The organism is Micromonospora sp. WMMD710 (assembly GCF_029626045.1).
Classification (GTDB): domain Bacteria; phylum Actinomycetota; class Actinomycetes; order Mycobacteriales; family Micromonosporaceae; genus Micromonospora.
In genome coordinates this window covers 6,695,996-6,715,105 of sequence record NZ_JARUBD010000001.1, presented here as the reverse complement: position 1 = coordinate 6,715,105, position 19,110 = coordinate 6,695,996, and the positions used below count along the sequence as shown (strand labels likewise).

Genomic DNA, 19,110 nt, shown 5'->3' with positions numbered 1-19,110 from the left:
CGTACGTTCCGCCGGACGGACCAGCCCGGGGGCGGTCCGTCCGACGGCTGCGCTCACTTCCAGCTCTGCGGCCGCGTCGGGTCGTCGACGACCCGCGCCCCCGCCAGCACGGTCGTCGCGTCCGCCTCGGTGAAGCCGCTCGTCGCGCCCGGCTCGGCGTCGGCCGGCCGCCGCCCCTCCCACTGCCAGTTGAAGTTGACGCTCACCGTCGTCCGGGGGATGCCGAGCAGATCCAGGGTCGACCCGTCCGCGGAGAGGTTCGCGGGGCGGCCAGCGATGGTCCGGTTCCCCTCGGTACGGGTGCCGGCCCCGCTCGCGTAACGGTAGGTCACGAACATGATCTGGTTCGCCGCCCGCCCGAGGGTGAAGTCCGAGGTGACCAGCTTCGGGTACGCGCTGACGTCGACCGAGCAGGTGTTGATCGGCGCGCCGTCGGGCAGGGCGTCGAGCCGCAGCGGCACGGCGCACGAGCGGGCCTCGTTCCAGCGCAGTGCCCCGACCGCCCGCTCCAGCCCGGCGCGGTCCCCCTGCAGGATGACGGCACGGGCGTACAGACCCGGTGCGGGATTCCAGGACGTGACCAGCCCACTCGCGCCGCCACTCGTCGGGTGGATCGTGCCGTCGAAGGACTGGATCCCCAGCCTGGCCACGTCGACCTCGACGTTGCCGAACGAGACGCTGCTGGACAACGATTCCGGCGTACGGCTCACCTGGACATGCACCGGTTGGTCGTCCCGCACGCTGAGCCGTACCGACTCGGTGTGGCCCCGGACGACCGACCAGCCCAGGTAGCGCACCCGGGTCGGGTCGAGGCCGAAGTGCAGCACCGTCGGATCGCTGCCGACCAGCGCCGGGTCGGCGGCGGCCCCGGGCACCCCGTCGACCCGGGGCGGCACCGGTGTGGCGCCGGCGGGCGTGGCGGCGGGCTTGGCGGCGGTCCAGGGCAGTCGGCCGGTCAGCCCGTCGGGGCCCGTCCCGGTCACCCCCACCACGCCGAGCGCCCCGACCAGGGACAACGCGGTCCCTGCGGCGACCCGGCGGTGCAGTTGGCGACGGCGGCCGCGCGCGCGGGACGCCCGCAGCAGCCGGTTGGTGTCGACGTCGCCCTCGGCACGCTCTCGCAGGATCTGGGCGATCTGTTCGTCGAGGTCGATCACGGCCGGCTCCCGTTCTTGGCCGGGGCACCGCAGCGCTCCCGGAGGTTCGCGAAGGCCCGCATCGCATGGGTGCGGACGGTGACCGGCGAGCAGTCCAGGATCTGGGCGATCGTCGCGTCGTCGAGGTCCTCGTAGTAGCGCAGCACCAGCACCGCCCGCTGGCGGTCGGGCAGGCCGAGGATCAGCCGCCACATCTCGTCCCGGTCGGCCACCTCGCCGCCGAGGTCGCCGCGCTGCGGGCGGTCGGCGACGGTGTCGACGGCCAGCTCGCGGCTGGACCGGCGGCGCCACCAGGAGTTGTTGGCGTTGACGAGCATCCGACGCACGTACACGTCGGGACGGTCGGCCCGGGAGATCCTGCGCCAGTGCACGTACGCCCGGGACAGCACGTCCTGGGTGAGGTCCTCGGCCCGGTGCTCGTCGCCGGTCAGCAGCCGCGCCAGCCGGACCAGGGCGGGGCCGCGGCTGGCGACGTACTCCTCGAAGGTCACACCATGCAGACGCGGCCGGGACGTTCCGGCGTTGACCCGGTCAGCGGTGCGAGTGGTCGCGAAATCCCCGGCGGGTCTTGCGGCCCAGGTAGCCGGCGGTGACCAGGTGCTCCAGCAGTGGCGCGGGCGCGAAGCCCGGCTCGCGCAGCTCCAGGTACAGCTCCCGCTGGATGGCCAGCGAGACGTCCAGGCCGACCACGTCGAGCAGCTCGAACGGGCCCATCGGGTAACCGCAGCCCAGCTTCATCGCGTGGTCGATGTCGTCGGCGGTGGAGTAGCTGGCCTCCAGCATCTTCACCGCGTCGTTCAGGTACGGGAAGAGCAGCGCGTTGACGATGAACCCGGACCGGTCGCCGCAGACCACGCCGGTCTTGCCGAGCGCGGCGCAGACCGCGCGGGCGGTGGCGGTGGCCTCCGGCGAGGTGCGGATGGTGCGGACGACCTCGACCAGCGGCATGACCGGCGCCGGGTTGAAGAAGTGCAGCCCCACCACGTCGGCCGGCCGCTGGGTGGCCATCGCCACGTCGATCACCGGCAGGGAGGAGGTCGTGGTGGCCAGCACCACGCCCGGCTTGCAGATCTCGTCGAGGCTGGCGAAGAGCGCCTTCTTGACGCTCAGCTCCTCGACCACCGCCTCGACCACCAGGTCGACGTCGGCGAGGTGGTCGAGGGTGGCCGACCAGCTGATCCGGCCGAGCGCGGCGTCCCGGTCGGCCTCGGCCAGCTTGCCGCGCACCACGCCCTTGTTCAGCGAGGTCTTCACCGCCTCGCAGACCGTCGCGGACTTCTCCGCGCCGCGGGTCACCGAGACGACCTCGTAGCCGGCCTTCGCGAACACCTCGATGATCCCGGTGGCCATCGTCCCGGAGCCCACGACGCCGACCTTGGCGATGGCTCGCGCGCCGTCGGCGAGCGCGGCCTCCGTGGCCGGCGGCGTCGCCTCATCCGGTACGACCACCGGGGAGCCGGGCCGCTCGTAGGTGTAGAAGCCCCGGCCGGACTTCCGGCCGAGCAGTCCCGCCGTCACCATCTGCTTGAGCAGCGGCACCGGGGCGTGCCGGCGGTCCCGCCCGCCGCGCCGGTACATGGTGTCCAGGATCTCGTACGCGGTGTCCAGGCCGATCAGGTCCATCAGCGCGAGCGGGCCCATCGGCAGGCCGCAGCCGAGCTTCATCGCGGCGTCGATGTCCTCCCGGGTCGCGTAGTGCGACTCGAACATGCCGACGGCGTGGTTGAGGTAGCCGAAGAGCAGCGCGTTGGCGATGAAGCCGGCCCGGTCGTTGATGGTGACGTCGACCTTGCCGAGCCGGCCGCAGAGCGCCTCGACGTCGGCGACCACCTCGGGCGAGGTGACGACCGTGCGGACCACCTCGACCAGCTTCATCACCGGGGCCGGGTTGAAGAAGTGGATGCCGATCACCTGGTTGGGCCGGGTGGTGGCGACCGAAATCTCGGTGACGCTCAGCGACGAGGTGTTGGTGGCCAGGATGGTCTCCGGCCGGCAGACCCGGTCCAGTTCCGCGAAGATCCGCTGCTTGAGGTTGAGGTGCTCGGGCACCGCCTCGATGACCAGGTCCACGGAGTGCAGCGCGTCCAGGCCCACCGCGAAGTGGACCCGCTCGTGCAGGGCGTCCCGGTCCGCTGCCGCGAGCTTGCCCTTGGCGACGGCCCGGTCGGTGGAGCCGGTGAGGGTGGCCCGGCCGCGTTCCAGCGCCGGCTCGGAGATCTCGACCGCGACCACGTTGATGCCGTTGCGGGCGAAGACCTCGACGATGCCGGCACCCATGGTGCCCAGCCCCACCACACCCACGGTGCTGAACTCGCGCGCCACGACCGGCCTCCCCAGACACTCCGCACGGCCACTGAACGGCCGCTAAGGTTATGCGCGCGAGTCTGCCACGTGACGCTTGGTTGTCGAGACGCCGTGGCATATTTCACCCACGGCGCCCCAGTGCCCCTAGACGGCCGGCACGTCGGTCAGGGCCAGCAGCTCCGCGACGAACTCCGCCGGGCGTTCCAGGTGCGGGCTGTGCCCGCAACCGGGCAACACCACCTCGTGGTACGCGCCGCCGGCCGCCGCGTACCGCTCCAGCACCGCCCGGGTCTGGCCGACCATCGGCTGCGGCGGGCAGACCTCCTCCCCGGGCCAGCCGGGCAGCACGCCCAGCGAGCCCAGGTACGCCAGGTCGAACAGCGAGGTGTCCGACACGATCACGTCGGCGTCCCCGCGTACCCAGGTGACCGGCGGCTTGTCGGCCACGGCGACCAGTTCGTCGGCGAGCCGGAACCAGGTCGGCGCGAGCGCGTTGAGCACTCCCCGCTCCCCCGGCGCCATGCCCGGCCAGTTCTCCGACGGCACCGCCGTGCCCGGATAGTTGTCGTCGCCGGTCGCCGTCGACAGCAGGCTGTCCAGCAGCAGCTCCTCGTCCGTGTCCAGCGAGGCCGGGTCGGCCACGTAGGTGGCCCGCAGCACGGCGCGTGGGCTGGCCTGCGCCTCGGCGCCGCGGTCACCGGCGGCGAGCCGGGCGGTGAAGTCCCGGTTCGCCGTGCCGCCACCGGTACCGGCGAAGTCGGGGGTGGTCGGTGTGCCCGCCACGTCCCGGGTGCCGCCGAAGCCGTACGGGGAGACCGGCGCGGCGAGCAGCAGCGCGCGGACCCGCTCCGGGTGGTCGACGAGCAGCCGCATCGCCACCCCGCCGCCGAGGGAGTGCCCGACCACCACGGGGGTCGCGTCGCTGCCGCCGAAGAGCGTCGGGTCGTCCAGCAGTGCGGCCACATCGTCGGCGAAGTCCCGCAGGCCGCGGGTGGCCTCCACCGGCGCGGTCTCGGAGTCGCCGTAGCCACGCAGGTCCGGTGCGACCACCCGCAGCGTCGGCGGCAGCCGCCGGATCAGTGGCTCCCAGAACAGGGACGACGAGCAGTTGCCGTGGATCAGCAGCAGCGGCGTGCCGTCCGGCGGGCCGGCCACCCGTACCGCCTGGGTGATGCCGTTGGCCGTGACGGTCCGTTGCTCGGTCTCCATCCGCGGCATGCTGCCACGGCGCTCCGCGCCGGTCCAGACCCCCGACGCCTAGCGCCGCGCGGTGGGCGGCGCCGCCAGCGGCAACGGCAACGTCGGCCGAACGTCACGCCGGGACGGGCCGAACCTGAGCCCGACCGGATCGGTGTGCGCGACCCCCGGGTCGAACAGGCGCAGCTCGGTACGGCCGATCCGGATCACGTCGCCGTCGGAGAGCAACTCGGTCCCGGTGATCCTGCGGTCGTTGAGCCAGGTGCCGTTCGTCGAGCCCAGGTCCCGCAGCGACGCGCCCTCCGGGGCCAGCCACACCTCCGCGTGCCGGCGGCTCAAGTGGGGATCGTTGATGACCACGTGACCGGTCGGCGCTCGACCGATCACCTGTGGCTCGGCCCGCAGCCGAAAACTCGCCCCGCGCATCGGCCCACCGGCAACCGTCAACAACGGCAGCAATTCTGGATGTTCCTCCATGGACAGTCAGCCCTCCACCCCACACCGTCACTCCGCGCGTCAGCTTGCCATCAGACGGTAATCGTCAATACCGACCAGCCGGTCAGCTCCTCGTCACCTCCCGGTCACCTTGTGTTCGACAATTCGGGCGACGAAGAGTCTCCACCCAGGGGCTGACCTGCCCTGATCAACGAGTGGGCGGATCGATGCGACTCCCGCCCGGCCGGGTCGGAATCGCGGCCTACCGATGAGTAATCTTCGGGTCTAGACTGCCGCCATGACGGCTGTCCATGTCCCTGGCACGCCTCTCATCGATGCCGGCCACCTGGTTTCCACCAGTCCGGCCACCGGCGCCGAGGCCGGCCGCCTCCCGCTCGCCACCGAGGCCGACGTGCGGCAGGCCGTCGACCGCGCCCGCGCCGCCGGTGAGTGGTGGGTCGGGCTGGGCTTCAGCGGCCGTCGCGCGCGGCTGCTGCGCTGGCGCGCCCTGCTCGCCAAGCGGATCGAACAGCTCGCCGAGCTGGTGCACGTCGAGGGCGGCAAACCGGTCGCCGACGCGATCGTCGAGATCGTCACCGCGATCGAACACATCGACTGGGCCGCCCGCAACGCCGGTCGGGTGCTCGGCCCGCGCCGGGTGCGGTCCCGCCTCATCCTCGCCGAGTTCTCCGGGCACCTCGAATACCAGCCGTACGGCGTGGTCGGCGTCATCGGGCCGTGGAACTATCCGGTGTTCACCCCGATCGGCTCCGCCGCGTACGCCCTCGCCGCCGGCAACGCCGTGGTGCTCAAGCCGAGCGAGTACACGCCCGCCGCCGGCCAGTGGCTGGTGGACAGCTTCGCCGAGGTGGTGCCCGAGCAGCCGGTGTTCACGGCGGTGCACGGGCTGGGCGACGTGGGCGCGGCGCTCTGCCGTTCCGGGGTCGGCAAGTTGGCCTTCACCGGCTCCACCGCGACGGCCCGGAAGGTGATGGCCGCCTGCGCCGAGACACTGACCCCGGTGCTGATCGAGGGCGGCGGCAAGGACGCCATGATCGTCGACAGCGACGCCGACCTGGACGCCGCCGCCGAGGCGTGCGTCTGGGGCGGCATGACCAACGCCGGTCAGACCTGCATCGGCATCGAGCGGGTGTACGCCGTCGACCCGGTCTTCGACGCCTTCGTCGACAAGGTGGTGACCCGCGCCGGCCGGTTGACCGTCGGGCCGGAGGGCACCGACATCGGCCCGATCACGATGCCCGGCCAGCTCGACGTCATCCGCCGCCACATCGACGCCGCCATCGCCTCCGGCGGACGCGCCGTGCTGGGCGGCCCGAACGCGGTGCGGCCGCCATACGTCCACCCGACCGTCCTCGTGGACGTCCCGGAGGACTCGGCCGCCGTCCGCGAGGAGACCTTCGGGCCCACGCTGACCATCAGCCGGGTCCGCGACGCCGACGAGGCCGTCGACCGGGCCAACGCCCTGCCGTACGGCCTGGGGGGTTCGGTCTTCGGCCGGCGACGCGCGGTGGCCATCGCCCGGCGGCTGCGCTCCGGCATGGCCTCGGTCAACTCCAGCCTGACCTTCGCCGGAATGTCGACGCTGCCGTTCGGCGGAGTCGGTGACTCCGGCTTCGGACGCACCCACGGGGAGGACGGGCTGCGCGAGTTCGGTCGCGCCAAGGCCATCACCAAGCGGCGTGCCCGGTCACTGCTGCCGTCGATGACCTTCGAGCGCACCCCGACCGACGTGGCACGACTCATCAAGGTCATCAAGACGATGTACGGCAGGTGAGTGTCGGAACCCGGCGCGTGAGCGGTCAGAAGAGGGTCAGCTCGTCCTTCTCGATGCCGCGCAGCTTGTCGTAGTCCACCACCACGCACCGGATACCCCGGTCGGTGGCGAGCACCCGCGCCTGCGGCTTGATCTCCTGCGCGGCGAACACCCCGGTGACCGGGCTGAGCAGCGGATCACGGTTCATGAGTTCCAGGTAGCGGGTCAGCTGCTCCACACCGTCGATCTCACCGCGCCGCTTGACCTCGACGGCCACCGCGCCGGAGTTCGCGTCCCGACAGAGCAGGTCGACCGGGCCGATCGCCGTCATGTACTCGCGGCGGACCAGCGTGTACCCCTCACCCAACGCGCCCGGGTTGGCGGCCAGCAGCTCCTGGAGATGCGCCTCCACCCCGTCCTTACGCAGACCCGGATCCACTCCGAGCTCGTACGAGGTGTCCTGGAAGATCTCGTTCAGGGTGATCCGCAGCTCCTCGCCAGCCTTGTTGACCACCCGCCACACGCCGGGGGCCTCCTCCAGCCGACACGGTGGGCTCATCCAGTTCAACGGCTTGTACGCCCGGTCGTCGGCATGGATCGACACCGACCCGTCCGCCTTCACCATCAACAACCGGGTGGCCAGCGGCAGGTGAGCCGACAGCCGTCCGACGTAGTCCACCGAGCACTTCGCAATGACCAACCGCACCCGACGAGGGTAGCCGAGCACCCCCCGGTCGCCACCGAGCGGCACTGGCGCGTCGGTGCGATGCTGAGACTGTGCTCGAAGTCCTCACCGGTACCGGCCTCGCCGCCTCGGCAGGGTTGAACGCCTACATACCCCTGCTCACCCTCGGCCTGCTCGCCCGCTACACCGACCTGATCGACCTGCCCAGCGGCTGGACGTGGCTCGGCAACGGCTGGGTCATCGTCATCCTGGCCGTACTGCTCGCCGTGGAGATGGTGGCCGACAAGGTGCCGGTGGTCGACCACATCAACGACGTCGTGCAGACCGTGGTCCGACCCACCGCAGGTGGCCTCGCCTTCGGTGCCGGATCATCGTCGGAGACGGTCACCGTCAGTGACCCGGGAAGCTTCTTCTCCACCCACCAGTGGGTGCCGGTGGCCACCGGCGTAGTGCTCGCGTTCGGCGTTCACCTGCTCAAGTCCGCCGCACGCCCGGTCGTCAACGCGACCACCGCCGGGTTCGGCGCCCCGGTGGCCAGCACCGCCGAGGACGCCACCAGCGTGATCGTCTCACTCGTGGCGGTCATCCTGCCGGTACTGGTCCTGGTCTTCCTGCTCGCCCTGGTGTTCTTCGTCTTCTGGTTCGTCCGCCGCCGCTCCGAACGACGCCGCGAACGAGAGGCGGCCCGCGCCGCCGGCTTCCGCGTCTGACACCGAACATGCCGAAGGCCGGCACCCTGTGCGGGTGCCGGCCTTCGGTGTTGTTCTGCGGGTCAGCTGTTCCAGTGCTGGTTGACCAGGTCGGTGGCCTGCTGTTCCCACTGGGCGTAGGCGTCCGGGTAGGCCGACACCTGCACGGTCTGCGCGGCGTCGGTCAGCGCCATGTCCTGCCAACCGTCGACCTGCGTGAGGCCCTTGAGGAACGCCGTCGTGGAGTAGGCCGGGTCGGTGATCTGCTCCGGCGTGCCCCAACCGGAGCTCGGGCGCTGCTGGAACAGGCCCAACGAGTCGTGGTCGTTGGCGTCACCCAGGTGACCCAGGTTCTCCAGCTTCGACTCCTGCAAACTCGTCGCGATCGAGATCACCGCGGCGCGTTCGGGCAGGCGGGCCTTCTTCGTCGCGGCGATGATCGCCTTCACGTTCGCGGTCTGCTCACCGTTGAGGGTGATGTGCGACTGCTCGCCCTGCGGCTTCGGCGCACCCGTCTGCACCGCCACCGCGACGGGCTTGACGTCCACGGCCGGGGTAGCGGCGTGGGCGGCGATCGGACCGGCGAACACGCCACCGGCGAACGCGAGACCCGCAACGGACAGCACACTCTTACGGAAGATCGTGGTCATGGGGGTAGCTCCTTCGGGGGTAGGAACACCCGTGCCAAGGGGGAACGGCGCGGGTGTGAGCACCTCGTCCGGCGCTGCACAAACAAGGGGGAAAGTTTGGGGGCCTGCGAGCCCGGGGGCTCGCGGCGCCGGTGTCGGCGGCCTACCAAGCCGGGGGGCTCGGGGCGCCGGGACCGGATGTAACGACCGGCTGCCGGGGGTCATTCCCCGGGGCCGCCCGGTCGAGCCGGCGGCCGTGGTCCTGCGATCGTCAGGGTGTGTAACGACCCCCGGCCGGCCACCATTCCGCCGCCCGGGTGCGGCCGGTCACAGCCCACAAACCCGCACCACCGGACAAACCACCCACCCCGACGGCAGACAGCCCAGCGCGCACAGATGCGCGCGGCGACCCGATACGGGACGTGAAGTGACGGATCGGCACGGCGCGGGCGCGGCGTGAGCGCGGCGCCGGATTCGGGTCGTCGCGGGTGATCGGCGGGCGGTGATATCCGGGATTGGGATACCGGCAAAAGCCTAGGATCGGGCAAGAGACCAGAGGAGGTCGGCATGACCGCAGCGATGGAGATGCCCCGGGTCCAGGAGTGTGTGGTCGCGGCGTGCGCGTACAACCAGTCGGGTGACTGCCACGCCTTCGCGATCACGATCGGCAGCATGGATCACGCGCACTGCCACACCTTCGTCGAGTCGCCCGTCCGAGGTGGCGTGGACGGCCTCACCGCCCAGGTGGGTGCCTGCCAGCGTTCCGACTGTCAGCACAACGAGCAGCTGGAGTGCCACGCGTCGTCGATCCGGGTCGGGCCGGACAACGACATGGCCGACTGCATGACGTACGCGGGCCGGCGAGGCTGACCGGCGGGATCAGGGCAGGTCGTTGGCCTGCCGGATGACCGTCACCAGGTCGTCGATGATGCCGGTGAGGGCGAAGTCCTTCGGGGTGAAGATCCGCGCCACTCCGGCCGCCCGCAGCGTGTCGGCGTCGCCGGCCGGGATGATGCCGCCCACCACCACCGGCAGGTCGCCCCGGCCGGCGGCGCGGAGCCCGTCGAGCACCGCCGGCACGGCGGCCAGATGCGAGCCGGACAGCACGGAGAGCCCGACCAGGTCGACGTCCTCCTCGACGGCGGCGGCGACGATCTGCCCGGCGGTCAGCCGGATGCCCTGGTAGACGACCTCGAAGCCGGCGTCGCGGGCGCGTACCGCGATCTGCTCGGCGCCGTTGGAGTGCCCGTCGAGGCCGGGCTTGCCGACCAGCAGCCGCAGCCGCCCGCTGCCCAACTCGCGGGCGGTGGCGGTGACCCGCTCACGGACCACGGCGAGCCACGGATCTCCGCCGGTCCCGGTGGCGCCGGCGAGACCGGTCGGTGCCCGGTACTCGCCGAAGACCTGGCGCAGCGCGCCGGCCCACTCGCCGGTGGTCACCCCGGCCCGCACGCACTCCAGGGTGGCCGGCATCAGGTTCGTGGTGGTCGCGGCGTCCGCGCGGAGCCGGGCCAGGGCCGCGTCGACGGCCGCCGCGTTCCGATCGGCCCGCCACCGGTGTACGGCGTCCGCGGCGGCGGCCTCGACCGCGGGGTCGACCTGCTCGACCGCCTCCGCCCCGGCGGCGGTCAGCGGGGACACCTCGGTCTCGGCGAAGCGGTTGACCCCGACCACCACGTCGGCGCCGGACTCGATCCGACGACGACGTTCGGCCAGCGAGGCGACCAGCGCGCTCTTGAGGTAGCCGGTCTCCACGGCGGCCACCACACCGCCCAGCTCCAGCACCTTGTCCAGCTCGACCCGCGCCCCGGTGACGATCTCGTCGACCAGCGCGGTCATCACGTGCGAGCCGGCGAAGAGGTCGGGGTACTCGAGCAGGTCCGACTCGTACGCCAGGACCTGCTGCATCCGCAGCGACCACTGCTGGTCCCAGGGGCGGGGCAGACCGAGCGCCTCGTTCCAGGCGGGCAGTTGCACGGCGCGGGCCCGGGCGTCGCGGGACAGCGTCACGCCGAGCATCTCCAGCACGATGCGCTGGATGTTGTTCTCCGGCTGCGCCTCGGTCAGGCCGAGCGAGTTGACCTGCACGCCGTAGCGGAACCGGCGCTGCCGGGCGTCGGTGACCCCGTAGCGGTCCCGGGTGATCTCGTCCCAGAGCGCGCCGAACGCGCGCAACTTGGCGATCTCCTCGACGAAGCGCACGCCGGCGTTGACAAAGAAGGAGATCCGCTGCACCACGTCGCCCATCCGCTCGGCGGGGACCTGACCGGAGTCGCGGACCGCGTCGAGGACGGCGACGGCGGTGGCCAGCGCGAATCCGACCTCCTGCACGGGCGTGGCACCGGCCTCCTGGAGGTGGTACGAGCAGATGTTGACCGGGTTCCACCGGGGCATCTCCCGCAGCGTGTACGCGACCACGTCGGCGGTGAGCCGCAGGGATGCCGCCGGCGGGAAGATGTACGTCCCCCGGGACAGGTACTCCTTGATGATGTCGTTCTGGGTGGTGCCGGCGCAGCGGGCCAGCTCCGCGTTCTGCTCCAGCCCGACGGTGCCGTAGAGGGCCAGCAGCCACATGGCCGGAGCGTTGATGGTCATCGAGGTGTTCATCTCGGCGAGCGGTATGCCGTCGAACAGCGCCCGCATGTCGCCGAGGTGGGCCACCGGCACCCCGACCCGGCCGACCTCGCCGGTGGCCAGCTCGTGGTCCGGGTCGTACCCGGTCTGGGTGGGTAGGTCGAAGGCGACCGAGAGACCGGTCTGCCCCTTCGCCAGGTTGCGCCGGAAGAGGGCGTTGGTGGCGGTGGCCGACGAGTGGCCGGCGTAGGTGCGCATCACCCACGGGCGGTCCCGCTCGGGCAGCCGCCCGGATGCCGTCTCATCCATGGCCGGAGTCTAAGTTACCGTTCAGTAAAACGGGTTGTGGAAAACCACACAGGTCCATGTCGCGGACGTCCGGGTGCGAAGCACGCGCAGTGGCGCGGACCGCCACACCCCGGGGCAACAGGCTTGCCAGCCAGGACGCACACTGGACGTCATGGATGACGAGCTGGCCATCTCCGTCCGAGGGCTGCGCAAGGCGTACGGCGAGAACGTGGCCGTGGCGGGCGTGGATCTCGACGTCCGCCGCGGTGAGGTGTTCGCGTTGCTCGGCCCGAACGGCGCCGGCAAGACCACCACGGTGGAGATCCTGGAGGGCTACCGTCGCCGGGACGCCGGTGAGGTCACCGTCCTCGGCGCGGACCCGGCCCAGCCGGACGCGGGCTGGCGCTCCCGGGTCGGCATCGTCCTCCAGGGCACCGGCGAGTTCGACGAGCTGACCGTGGCCGAGGTGATCCGGCACTTCTCCGGCTTCTACCCGGACGCCGACGACCCGGTCAAGGTGATCGAACGGGTCGGGCTGGCCGGCAAGGCGAAGGCCCGCACGCACACGCTCTCCGGCGGGCAGAAGCGCCGCCTCGACGTGGCGCTGGGCATCATCGGCCGCCCCGAGCTGCTCTTCCTCGACGAGCCGACCACCGGTTTCGACCCGGAGGCCCGCCGCGAGTTCTGGGAGCTGATCCGTGACCTCGCCGCGGCCGGCACCACCATCGTGCTCACCACCCACTACCTGGACGAGGCGGAGGCCCTCGCGGACCGGGTCGGCGTGATCGCCGGCGGCCGGCTGGTCGAGGTCGCCGCACCGAACCGGCTCGGCAACCGGCAGGAAGCCCTCGCGACGGTCTCCTGGCGTACCCCGGAAGGGACGGTGGAGAGTGCGCAGAGCGCGACGCCGACGGCCCTGGTGGCCGACCTGGCCGCGCGCTACGGCGGCGAGGTCCCGGGGCTCACCGTGACCCGGCCGACCCTGGAGGACGTCTACCTCACCATGATCGGACACGCGCGATGACGACCACGACGAAGCCGGCGACGCCGGTCGCCGCCACCGGAGGCCGCCGGCCGGGCGCCGGCACGCTCGCCCTGCGCCAGGGCCGACTGGAGATCACCCAGTTCCTGCGCAGCCGGGAGTCCGTGGTCTTCACGATGGGTTTCCCCATCATCATGATCCTGATCTTCGCGTCGATCTTCAGCGGTGAGATCGGCGGCGGGGTCAAGTTCACCCAGTACTTCATCACCGGCATGATCGCGACCGGCCTGATGACGGTGAGCTTCCAGAACCTCGGGATCTGGATCCCGATCGAGCGCGACCGGGGCCTGCTGAAGCGCTACCGGGGCACGCCGATGCCCAAGTGGGTGTGGTTCGCCGGCAAGGTGCTCATGGTGGTGGTGATCGGTATCGCCGAGACCGCGCTGCTGCTGGCCGTCGCCGTGGCGCTGTTCGACCTCGACCTGCCGGGCACCGCCGCGAAGTGGTTCACCTTCGGCTGGGTCGCCGTGCTCGGCGTGACCGCCTGCACCCTGTGCGGCATCGCCATCTCCTCGCTGGCCCGCACCGCCCGCAGCGGCTCGGCTGTGGTCACCCCGGTCGCCCTGGTGCTCCAGTTCATCTCCGGGGTGTTCTTCGTGTTCACCAGCCTGCCCACCTGGATGCAGCAGGTCGCCGCGTTGTTTCCGCTCAAGTGGATGTGCCAGGGGCTGCGGGCGGTCTTCCTGCCGGAGAGCTTCGGCGCCCAGGAGCCGGGCGGCTCGTTCGAGCTGGGTCGGGTCGCGCTGGTGCTGGGCCTGTGGTGCGTGATCGGCCTGGTGCTCTGCCTGACGACGTTCCGCTGGACCACCAAGCGCGACGGTTGAGCGGCCGACCGGGGCGGAATGGCCGCCCCGGTCGCCGTGACTCAGTACGTGTAGAAGCCCTTGCCGGTCTTGCGGCCCAGGTCGCCGGCCGTGACCATGCGCTGGAGCAGCTCCGGCGGGAAGAACTTCTCGTCGGCCGTGTCGGTGTAGATGTTCTTCGAGGCGTGCAGCAGCACGTCCACCCCGGTCAGGTCGGTGGTGGCCAGCGGACCCATGGCGTGCCCGAAGCCCAGCCGGCAGGCGGTGTCCAGGTCCTCGGCGGACACCACGCCCGACTCGACCAGCTTGACGGCCTCCATCACCAGGGCGGAGATCAGCCGGGTCGTGACAAAGCCGGCGATGTCCCGGTTGACCACGACGACCGTCTTGCCGATCTCCTCGGCGAAGGCCCGCGCGGTGTCCAGCGTGGCGTCGCTGGTCTTGTAGCCACGGACCAGCTCGCAGAGCTGCATCATCGGCACCGGGGAGAAGAAGTGGGTGCCGACGACCGCCTCGGGCCGTTCGGTGACCGCGGCGATCTGGGTGACCGGGATGGCCGACGTGTTGGTGGCGAGCACCGCGTCGGCCTTGCAGATCTTGTCGAGGGCGCGGAACACCTCGTGCTTGATCTCCAACCGCTCGAAGACCGCCTCGACGACGATGTCCGCGTCCGCCGCCGCCTCCAGGTCGGTGGTCGGGGTGATCCGCGCGAGGGTCGCCTCGACCTCGGACGCCTCGATCCTGCCCTTCTCGGCGAACTTCTCCAGCGACTTCCGGATGCCGCCGAGCCCTCGGGTGGTGGCCGCGTCGTCCAGGTCGCGCAGCGTCACCTGCCAGCCCGCCTGCGCCGCCACCTGGGCGATGCCGGAGCCCATCAGCCCGGCCCCGACGACCGCGAGTCGACCCGCCATCTACTTCTCCCTCGCTGCGATTGAGTGCCTGCCCTGCACCCTAGTCGGCGAGCCTGAACGACGGCTAAGCCCGGTCGGCGTCAGATCTCCAGCGACGGCTCCTCCGGGGTGGTGCCCCGCTCGACCGCCACCCCGAGCGCCCGCAGATCGGCCACGAAGTCCGGGTAACCCCGGTCGACGTGGTGCACGTGGGAGACCTCGGTGGCCCCGTCCGCGCACAGCCCGGCGATGATCAGCCCGGCCCCGGCCCGGATGTCGGTGGCCCGCACCGGCGCACCGGACAGCCGGTCCCGACCCCGGACCACCGCGTGGTGCCCGTCGGTCTTGATGTCGGCGCCGAGCCGCATCATCTCGTTGGCGAACATGAACCGGCCGTCGAAGATGTTCTCGGTGATCAGCGAGGCGCCGTCGCTGACCGCGGCCAGCCCGATCGCCATCGGCAGCAGATCGGTGGCGAAGCCGGGGTACGGCAGGGTCACCACGTCCACCGCCCGGGGCCGCTCGTCCATCCGTACCCGGAAGCCGTCCCCGCGGGTCTCCACCAGGCCGCCGGCCGCGACGACCTTGTCCAGCGCGACCTCCAGGAAGGCCGGGTCCAGACCGGTCACGGTCACGTCTCCCCGGGTCATGGCGGCGCCGAACGCCCAGGTGCCGGCGACGATCCGGTCCCCCACCGTGGCGTGGCGCACCGGGCGCAGCCCGGGCACCCCGGTGATCCGCAGGGTGGACGTGCCGGCGCCGGAGATCCGCGCGCCCATCTGGCTGAGCATGGTGCAGATGTCGACGATCTCCGGCTCGCGGGCCGCGTTGTCGATCATCGTGGTGCCCTGGGCGAGCACCGCCGCCATCACCAGGTTCTCGGTCGCGCCCACGCTGGGGAAGTCCAGCACGATGTCCGCGCCGCGCAACCCGTGCGGGGCGGAGGCGATGACGAACCCGTGCTCACCGGAGATCTCCGCGCCCATCCGGGTCAGCCCCGAGATGTGCATGTCCAGCCCCCGGGAGCCGATCGCGTCACCGCCGGGGTGGGCGACCCGCACGTAGCCTCGGCGGGCCAGCAGGGGGCCGAGCACGCAGATCGACGCGCGCAGCCGGCGGACCAGGTCATAGTCCGCGTCCGCGCCGGGTTCCTCGGGTACGTCGATGGTCACCGAACGGGACCGGGCGACGCCTCCTCGGGCGACCATCGGGTCGACCGGGTCGTCCGCGTCGAACCGGACGTCGCAGCCCAACCGCCGCAGGACCTCACCCATGATCGCGATGTCGGTGATCCTGGGGACGTTGGTGATGACGCTGCGGCCCGGGGCGAGCAGCGCGGCGGCCATCAGTTTCAACGCCGAGTTCTTGGCACCCACCACGTGCACGGTGCCGGCCAGCCGGGCCCCACCGCAGATCCGGATGACGTCGACGTCGGTGACCGCCGGATCACCGGCGTCGCCAGGGCCCACCACCGCCGGCCAGGCGGTGGTGTCCGGCCGAGCCGGGATCGTCAGGTCCGGTATCCGTAGGCTGTGCGTCATGGCCGTCCACCTCACGCGCATCTACACCAAGGCCGGCGACGCCGGCATGACCAGGCTGAGCAACAACGAGCAGGTGCCGAAGACCGATCCCCGGATCGCCGCGTACGCCGATGTCGACGAGTGCAACGCGGCGATCGGTGTCGCGCTGGCCCTGGGCCAACTCGACGAGGAACTGCGGGGCGTGCTGGGGTCGGTGCAGAACGACCTGTTCGACGTCGGCGCCGACCTGTCCACCCCGGTCGAGCCGGACCCGAAGTACCCGCCGCTGCGGGTGACCGAGGAGTACGTCGAGCGCCTGGAGGGCTGGTGCGACGAGTACAACGCACGCCTGAGCAAGCTCGACTCCTTCATCCTCCCCGGCGGCACCGCGGGTGCGGCACTGCTGCACGTGGCGCGTACCACGGCCCGGCGTGCGGAACGAGCGGCGTGGGCGCTGGTCAGCCACGATCCGGACCGGACCAGCCCGCTCCCGGCAAAGTATCTCAACCGGCTCTCCGATCTGCTCTTTATCCTGTCAAGAACGGCAAATCCGGCGGGAGATGTGCTATGGGTGCCGGGCGGTGAGCGCTGAGCGTCGGTGGGCTGCACCACGTCGAGGTGTGGGTTCCCGATCTCGCCGCCGCCACGCGTAGTTGGGGCTGGCTCCTCGGCGAGTTGGGCTGGACGCCCTACCAGGACTGGCCTGCGGGCCGCTCCTGGCGTCTGGGCGGCACCTACCTGGTGGTGGAGCAGTCACCCGCGCTCTCCGGGGCGGTCCATGACCGGCTCGCCCCGGGACTGAACCATGTGGCCTTCCACGCCGGCCCACCGGCCGCCGTGGACCGGCTCGTGGTGGCCGCGCCGGAGCACGGCTGGACGCTGCTCTTCCCGGACCGCCACCCACACGCCGGCGGTCCGGAGACGTACGCCGCCTACCTCGCCGACGGCCAAGGCTTTGAGGCAGAACTGGTCGCTACCCGGCAACGGCAGTAGATCCAGAAGCGGAGCCCGCCCGGCACAGGGATCAAGCCTGACCGCCCGGAGCCGGGTGGGCTCCCCCGGAAACCCCGACAGCGAGCACAGAAAGGCGGATCAGGCAGCCGGCCAGTCCTGGGAGGCCATACGCGGCGAGACCGCCCCCGGAGGGGCGGCCTCGAGCCAGGAGAGGAAGCCGGTCACTGTCGACCGCGCCATGGCGATCTCCACCGGTGCGTGGTGACTGGTACACCGGAGGATCACCCAGTCGGCCGGCATGGAGAGCCGTTCCTGCCCTTCGGGCAACCGCCGGCGCTCGACCGCCAGGGTCTTGCGGGAGAGGACCCGCTTGGGTCGGAGCGCGAAGCTGAACATCCGGTACCAGCGCAGCTCGTCACCGGCGAAGCGACCGAAGCCGGGCGACCAGCCACGGCCGTCGAGCACTGTGGTGACCCGGACGCTGAGCCGGATGATGCCACCGCTGCGGGTGACCACGGCCCGTCGGACGAAGAGGATGAGAAGCGCGGCGAGGACGACGGCGACGCCGATCCCGATCCCTTCGACGATATCCATCCCCGGTATGGCTCAGCGGCTCGGTGCGGAAACCGGGGTCGCGCTCTCGGCCAGCACGGTGACGCCGTCGGCGCTCACCGAGAGGAAGCCGCCGGCCACCTCGTAGGCGACCTGCTCACCGCCGGCCAGCTTGATGCGCACCTGGCCGGGCTCGGCGAGCTGGCCGAGCAGCGGCGCGTGCCCAGGCAGGACACCGAGCTCACCCTCGGTCGTCCGGGCGACGACCATCTCGGCGTCACCGGACCAGACCTTCTCCTCGACGGCGACGAGCTCGACGTGAAGCTGCTGTGCCACGCTGTCTCCTTGCTGCGGCGGCGGATTGCCGAAAGTCTAGCCTGACGCCTCGCCGCGCCCAACGCGGGTGGGAGAACAGGACGCCGACTACTTGGTCTTGTTCAGAAAGTCCGGGTGCTCCAGCAGGAACGGATCGAGCTGCTCGCTGTGCAGCGCGGTGAAGAAATCCGTGACGCCCGGCTGGAACTGCTCGCCCTTGTACGCCTTGCCTTCGAAGACCCCGCCACCGGGGAGTTTGATCATCTGGATGGTGTTCGGCCGGATGTCCTTCAGTGCCAGCCCAAAGTCGACCACGCTGTTACCCCGGCCGTTGAAGATCAGCGACTGGCCGGCGGCCCGGAGGACCTTGTCCAGTTTGATCGGGTTGGCCACGACGTCGGCACTGAACGCCTGACCCACCATCGCCTTGACGAACTGCTGCTGGTGGCGCTGCCGGCCGTAGTCGGAATCCGGGACGCCGTTCTTCGGGTACCGCTGCCGGACGTAGTCCAGCGCCTGCCACCCCTTGAGGTGGTGGTTGCCCTTCTTGTAGAGCGCCTGCGGGCCGATGTAGCCCTCGCCGCGCGGGTTACCGGGCCGCGGACTGCCGTCTGGCTGCTTGTGCTCGGATTTCACGTCCCGCTCGACGTACATGTCGACGCCACCCATGGCGTCGACGATCTTCTGGAAGCCGGTGAAGTTGATGATCGCGCCGGCGTCGAACCGCTTGATGCCGGTCACGTTCTGCACCGTGGTGGCCAGCAGCTCGAACCCCCGGGCCGCGTCGGGGTTCTTGCCAGGCACCTGACTGCCGAACGACATCGCGGCATTGATCTTGGTCTTCTCGCCGGAGAAGTTGGCCTTCTTGAACGGCGGAATCTGCACGTAGAGATCACGTGGCAGCGAGAACAGGTAGGCCCGGTCCATCGACGCGGGCACGTGCAGCACCATGATCGAGTCCGCCAGTGGCGCCGCCGTCGGCGTACGCGGGTCGATGCCGACCAGGAGGATGTTGAGCGGACCCTTGATGTCGCTCTTCTTCTCCTTGGCGCCGGCGGCCTGGTCGCCGAAGAGGTCGGCCTTGCCGACCGCGCCCTCGTAGCGGGCCATCAGCACCTCGGTGCCGACCAGCGCCGCGCCGCTGAGCACGGTCAGCACGGTGCCGAACACCGTGCAGATCCTGGCCCAGCGTGGCACGCCCCGCCACACGGACTTCCTGCGGCCACTCTTGCCGGCCTTACCCACGAGCATCTCCGTTCGTTACGCCCACGAGGGGAAGACGGGCGCACGTCGCCGAAAGGT

The 19,110-nt window shown here is 71.1% G+C and carries 20 protein-coding genes; 7 read left to right on the top strand and 13 right to left on the bottom strand.

What is annotated here, in order from left to right:
* Positions 1-53: 53 nt before the first annotated feature.
* The 5 genes from O7620_RS31220 to O7620_RS31200 all read right to left on the bottom strand — a co-directional run bounded on the left by O7620_RS31220 (position 54) and on the right by O7620_RS31200 (position 5,084).
* The gene (locus tag O7620_RS31220) at positions 54-1,157 is read right to left on the bottom strand and encodes a hypothetical protein (RefSeq protein ID WP_278126748.1); all 1,104 of its coding nucleotides are present in this window, start codon (positions 1,155-1,157) and stop codon (positions 54-56) included.
* Complete coding sequence (locus O7620_RS31215) at positions 1,154-1,648, bottom strand: SigE family RNA polymerase sigma factor (protein ID WP_151490937.1); 495 nt, start codon at positions 1,646-1,648, stop codon at positions 1,154-1,156. The genes O7620_RS31220 and O7620_RS31215 overlap by 4 nt, the downstream gene beginning before the upstream one ends.
* A gap of 40 nt (positions 1,649-1,688) precedes the next feature.
* Positions 1,689-3,479, bottom strand: coding sequence for a 3-hydroxybutyryl-CoA dehydrogenase (locus O7620_RS31210; RefSeq protein ID WP_278126747.1), 1,791 nt, complete (start codon positions 3,477-3,479; stop codon positions 1,689-1,691).
* Between the two features lie 126 nt (positions 3,480-3,605).
* A complete protein-coding gene (locus O7620_RS31205) occupies positions 3,606-4,670 on the bottom strand; it encodes an alpha/beta hydrolase (RefSeq protein ID WP_278126746.1) in 1,065 nt (354 codons plus the stop codon).
* A gap of 48 nt (positions 4,671-4,718) precedes the next feature.
* A complete protein-coding gene (locus O7620_RS31200; protein ID WP_278127231.1) occupies positions 4,719-5,084 on the bottom strand; it encodes an FHA domain-containing protein in 366 nt (121 codons plus the stop codon).
* A 307-nt stretch (positions 5,085-5,391) separates the two neighbouring features.
* Here O7620_RS31200 and O7620_RS31195 point away from each other — a divergent pair, with 307 nt between their 5' ends.
* Positions 5,392-6,888: an aldehyde dehydrogenase family protein gene (locus tag O7620_RS31195; protein ID WP_278126744.1), complete on the top strand. Its 1,497-nt coding sequence runs from the start codon at positions 5,392-5,394 to the stop codon at positions 6,886-6,888.
* A 25-nt stretch (positions 6,889-6,913) separates the two neighbouring features.
* Here the strand turns inward: O7620_RS31195 and nucS are convergent, their stop codons facing one another.
* Positions 6,914-7,573: an endonuclease NucS gene (nucS, locus tag O7620_RS31190; RefSeq protein WP_278126742.1), complete on the bottom strand. Its 660-nt coding sequence runs from the start codon at positions 7,571-7,573 to the stop codon at positions 6,914-6,916.
* A gap of 71 nt (positions 7,574-7,644) precedes the next feature.
* Here nucS and O7620_RS31185 point away from each other — a divergent pair, with 71 nt between their 5' ends.
* A complete protein-coding gene (locus O7620_RS31185; protein WP_151490943.1) occupies positions 7,645-8,262 on the top strand; it encodes a DUF4126 domain-containing protein in 618 nt (205 codons plus the stop codon).
* A 62-nt stretch (positions 8,263-8,324) separates the two neighbouring features.
* Here O7620_RS31185 and O7620_RS31180 read toward each other — a convergent pair whose 3' ends face one another.
* Entirely contained in the window at positions 8,325-8,891 is a 567-nt protein-coding gene (locus tag O7620_RS31180; protein WP_278126740.1) for a hypothetical protein, read from the bottom strand.
* A gap of 546 nt (positions 8,892-9,437) precedes the next feature.
* On the opposite strand from O7620_RS31180, the gene O7620_RS31175 reads away from it, so the two are divergent.
* Positions 9,438-9,740 (top strand): DUF1540 domain-containing protein, encoded by a 303-nt coding sequence (locus O7620_RS31175; protein WP_151491397.1) that lies wholly within the window; start codon positions 9,438-9,440, stop codon positions 9,738-9,740.
* A gap of 9 nt (positions 9,741-9,749) precedes the next feature.
* Here the strand turns inward: O7620_RS31175 and O7620_RS31170 are convergent, their stop codons facing one another.
* On the bottom strand, positions 9,750-11,753 hold the full coding sequence (locus O7620_RS31170; protein ID WP_278126738.1) for a protein meaA: 2,004 nt from the start codon (positions 11,751-11,753) through the stop codon (positions 9,750-9,752).
* Between the two features lie 151 nt (positions 11,754-11,904).
* On the opposite strand from O7620_RS31170, the gene O7620_RS31165 reads away from it, so the two are divergent.
* Both O7620_RS31165 and O7620_RS31160 read left to right on the top strand, forming a co-directional pair.
* A complete protein-coding gene (locus O7620_RS31165) occupies positions 11,905-12,756 on the top strand; it encodes an ABC transporter ATP-binding protein (protein WP_278126736.1) in 852 nt (283 codons plus the stop codon).
* Positions 12,753-13,598, top strand: coding sequence for an ABC transporter permease (locus O7620_RS31160; protein ID WP_278126734.1), 846 nt, complete (start codon positions 12,753-12,755; stop codon positions 13,596-13,598). The genes O7620_RS31165 and O7620_RS31160 overlap by 4 nt, the downstream gene beginning before the upstream one ends.
* Positions 13,599-13,639: 41 nt before the next feature.
* Here the strand turns inward: O7620_RS31160 and O7620_RS31155 are convergent, their stop codons facing one another.
* Together O7620_RS31155 and murA are read right to left on the bottom strand one after the other, a co-directional pair.
* A complete protein-coding gene (locus tag O7620_RS31155) occupies positions 13,640-14,488 on the bottom strand; it encodes a 3-hydroxyacyl-CoA dehydrogenase family protein (protein ID WP_278126733.1) in 849 nt (282 codons plus the stop codon).
* A gap of 80 nt (positions 14,489-14,568) precedes the next feature.
* Entirely contained in the window at positions 14,569-16,008 is a 1,440-nt protein-coding gene (murA, locus tag O7620_RS31150; RefSeq protein ID WP_151491392.1) for a UDP-N-acetylglucosamine 1-carboxyvinyltransferase, read from the bottom strand.
* Between murA and O7620_RS31145 the strand changes: the two genes are divergently transcribed.
* Together O7620_RS31145 and O7620_RS31140 are read left to right on the top strand one after the other, a co-directional pair.
* On the top strand, positions 16,007-16,579 hold the full coding sequence (locus tag O7620_RS31145; protein ID WP_151491391.1) for a cob(I)yrinic acid a,c-diamide adenosyltransferase: 573 nt from the start codon (positions 16,007-16,009) through the stop codon (positions 16,577-16,579). The genes murA and O7620_RS31145 overlap by 2 nt on opposite strands.
* Positions 16,576-16,980, top strand: coding sequence for a VOC family protein (locus O7620_RS31140; protein WP_278127229.1), 405 nt, complete (start codon positions 16,576-16,578; stop codon positions 16,978-16,980). Before O7620_RS31145 ends, O7620_RS31140 begins: the two co-directional genes overlap by 4 nt.
* 99 nt (positions 16,981-17,079) lie before the next feature.
* Here the strand turns inward: O7620_RS31140 and O7620_RS31135 are convergent, their stop codons facing one another.
* The 3 genes from O7620_RS31135 to O7620_RS31125 form a co-directional block, all read right to left on the bottom strand.
* Positions 17,080-17,535: a DUF2550 domain-containing protein gene (locus O7620_RS31135; RefSeq protein ID WP_151491390.1), complete on the bottom strand. Its 456-nt coding sequence runs from the start codon at positions 17,533-17,535 to the stop codon at positions 17,080-17,082.
* Positions 17,536-17,547: 12 nt separating this feature from the next.
* Positions 17,548-17,829 (bottom strand): F0F1 ATP synthase subunit epsilon, encoded by a 282-nt coding sequence (locus tag O7620_RS31130; RefSeq protein ID WP_151491389.1) that lies wholly within the window; start codon positions 17,827-17,829, stop codon positions 17,548-17,550.
* Positions 17,830-17,916: 87 nt separating this feature from the next.
* Complete coding sequence (locus O7620_RS31125; protein WP_278126728.1) at positions 17,917-19,059, bottom strand: LCP family protein; 1,143 nt, start codon at positions 19,057-19,059, stop codon at positions 17,917-17,919.
* Positions 19,060-19,110 lie beyond the last annotated feature (51 nt).

Coding starts and splice junctions, on each gene's coding strand:
- O7620_RS31205 (WP_278126746.1), bottom strand. CDS start 4,670: ATGGAGACCGAGCAACGGACCGTCACGGCCAACGGCATCACCCAGGCG.
- O7620_RS31200 (WP_278127231.1), bottom strand. CDS start 5,084: ATGCGCGGGGCGAGTTTTCGGCTGCGGGCCGAGCCACAGGTGATCGGT.
- O7620_RS31195 (WP_278126744.1), top strand. CDS start 5,392: ATGACGGCTGTCCATGTCCCTGGCACGCCTCTCATCGATGCCGGCCAC.
- O7620_RS31180 (WP_278126740.1), bottom strand. CDS start 8,891: ATGACCACGATCTTCCGTAAGAGTGTGCTGTCCGTTGCGGGTCTCGCG.
- O7620_RS31175 (WP_151491397.1), top strand. CDS start 9,438: ATGACCGCAGCGATGGAGATGCCCCGGGTCCAGGAGTGTGTGGTCGCG.
- O7620_RS31170 (WP_278126738.1), bottom strand. CDS start 11,753: ATGGATGAGACGGCATCCGGGCGGCTGCCCGAGCGGGACCGCCCGTGG.
- O7620_RS31165 (WP_278126736.1), top strand. CDS start 11,905: ATGGATGACGAGCTGGCCATCTCCGTCCGAGGGCTGCGCAAGGCGTAC.
- O7620_RS31160 (WP_278126734.1), top strand. CDS start 12,753: ATGACGACCACGACGAAGCCGGCGACGCCGGTCGCCGCCACCGGAGGC.
- O7620_RS31155 (WP_278126733.1), bottom strand. CDS start 14,488: ATGGCGGGTCGACTCGCGGTCGTCGGGGCCGGGCTGATGGGCTCCGGC.
- O7620_RS31145 (WP_151491391.1), top strand. CDS start 16,007: ATGGCCGTCCACCTCACGCGCATCTACACCAAGGCCGGCGACGCCGGC.
- murA (WP_151491392.1), bottom strand. CDS start 16,008: ATGACGCACAGCCTACGGATACCGGACCTGACGATCCCGGCTCGGCCG.
- O7620_RS31135 (WP_151491390.1), bottom strand. CDS start 17,535: ATGGATATCGTCGAAGGGATCGGGATCGGCGTCGCCGTCGTCCTCGCC.
- O7620_RS31125 (WP_278126728.1), bottom strand. CDS start 19,059: ATGCTCGTGGGTAAGGCCGGCAAGAGTGGCCGCAGGAAGTCCGTGTGG.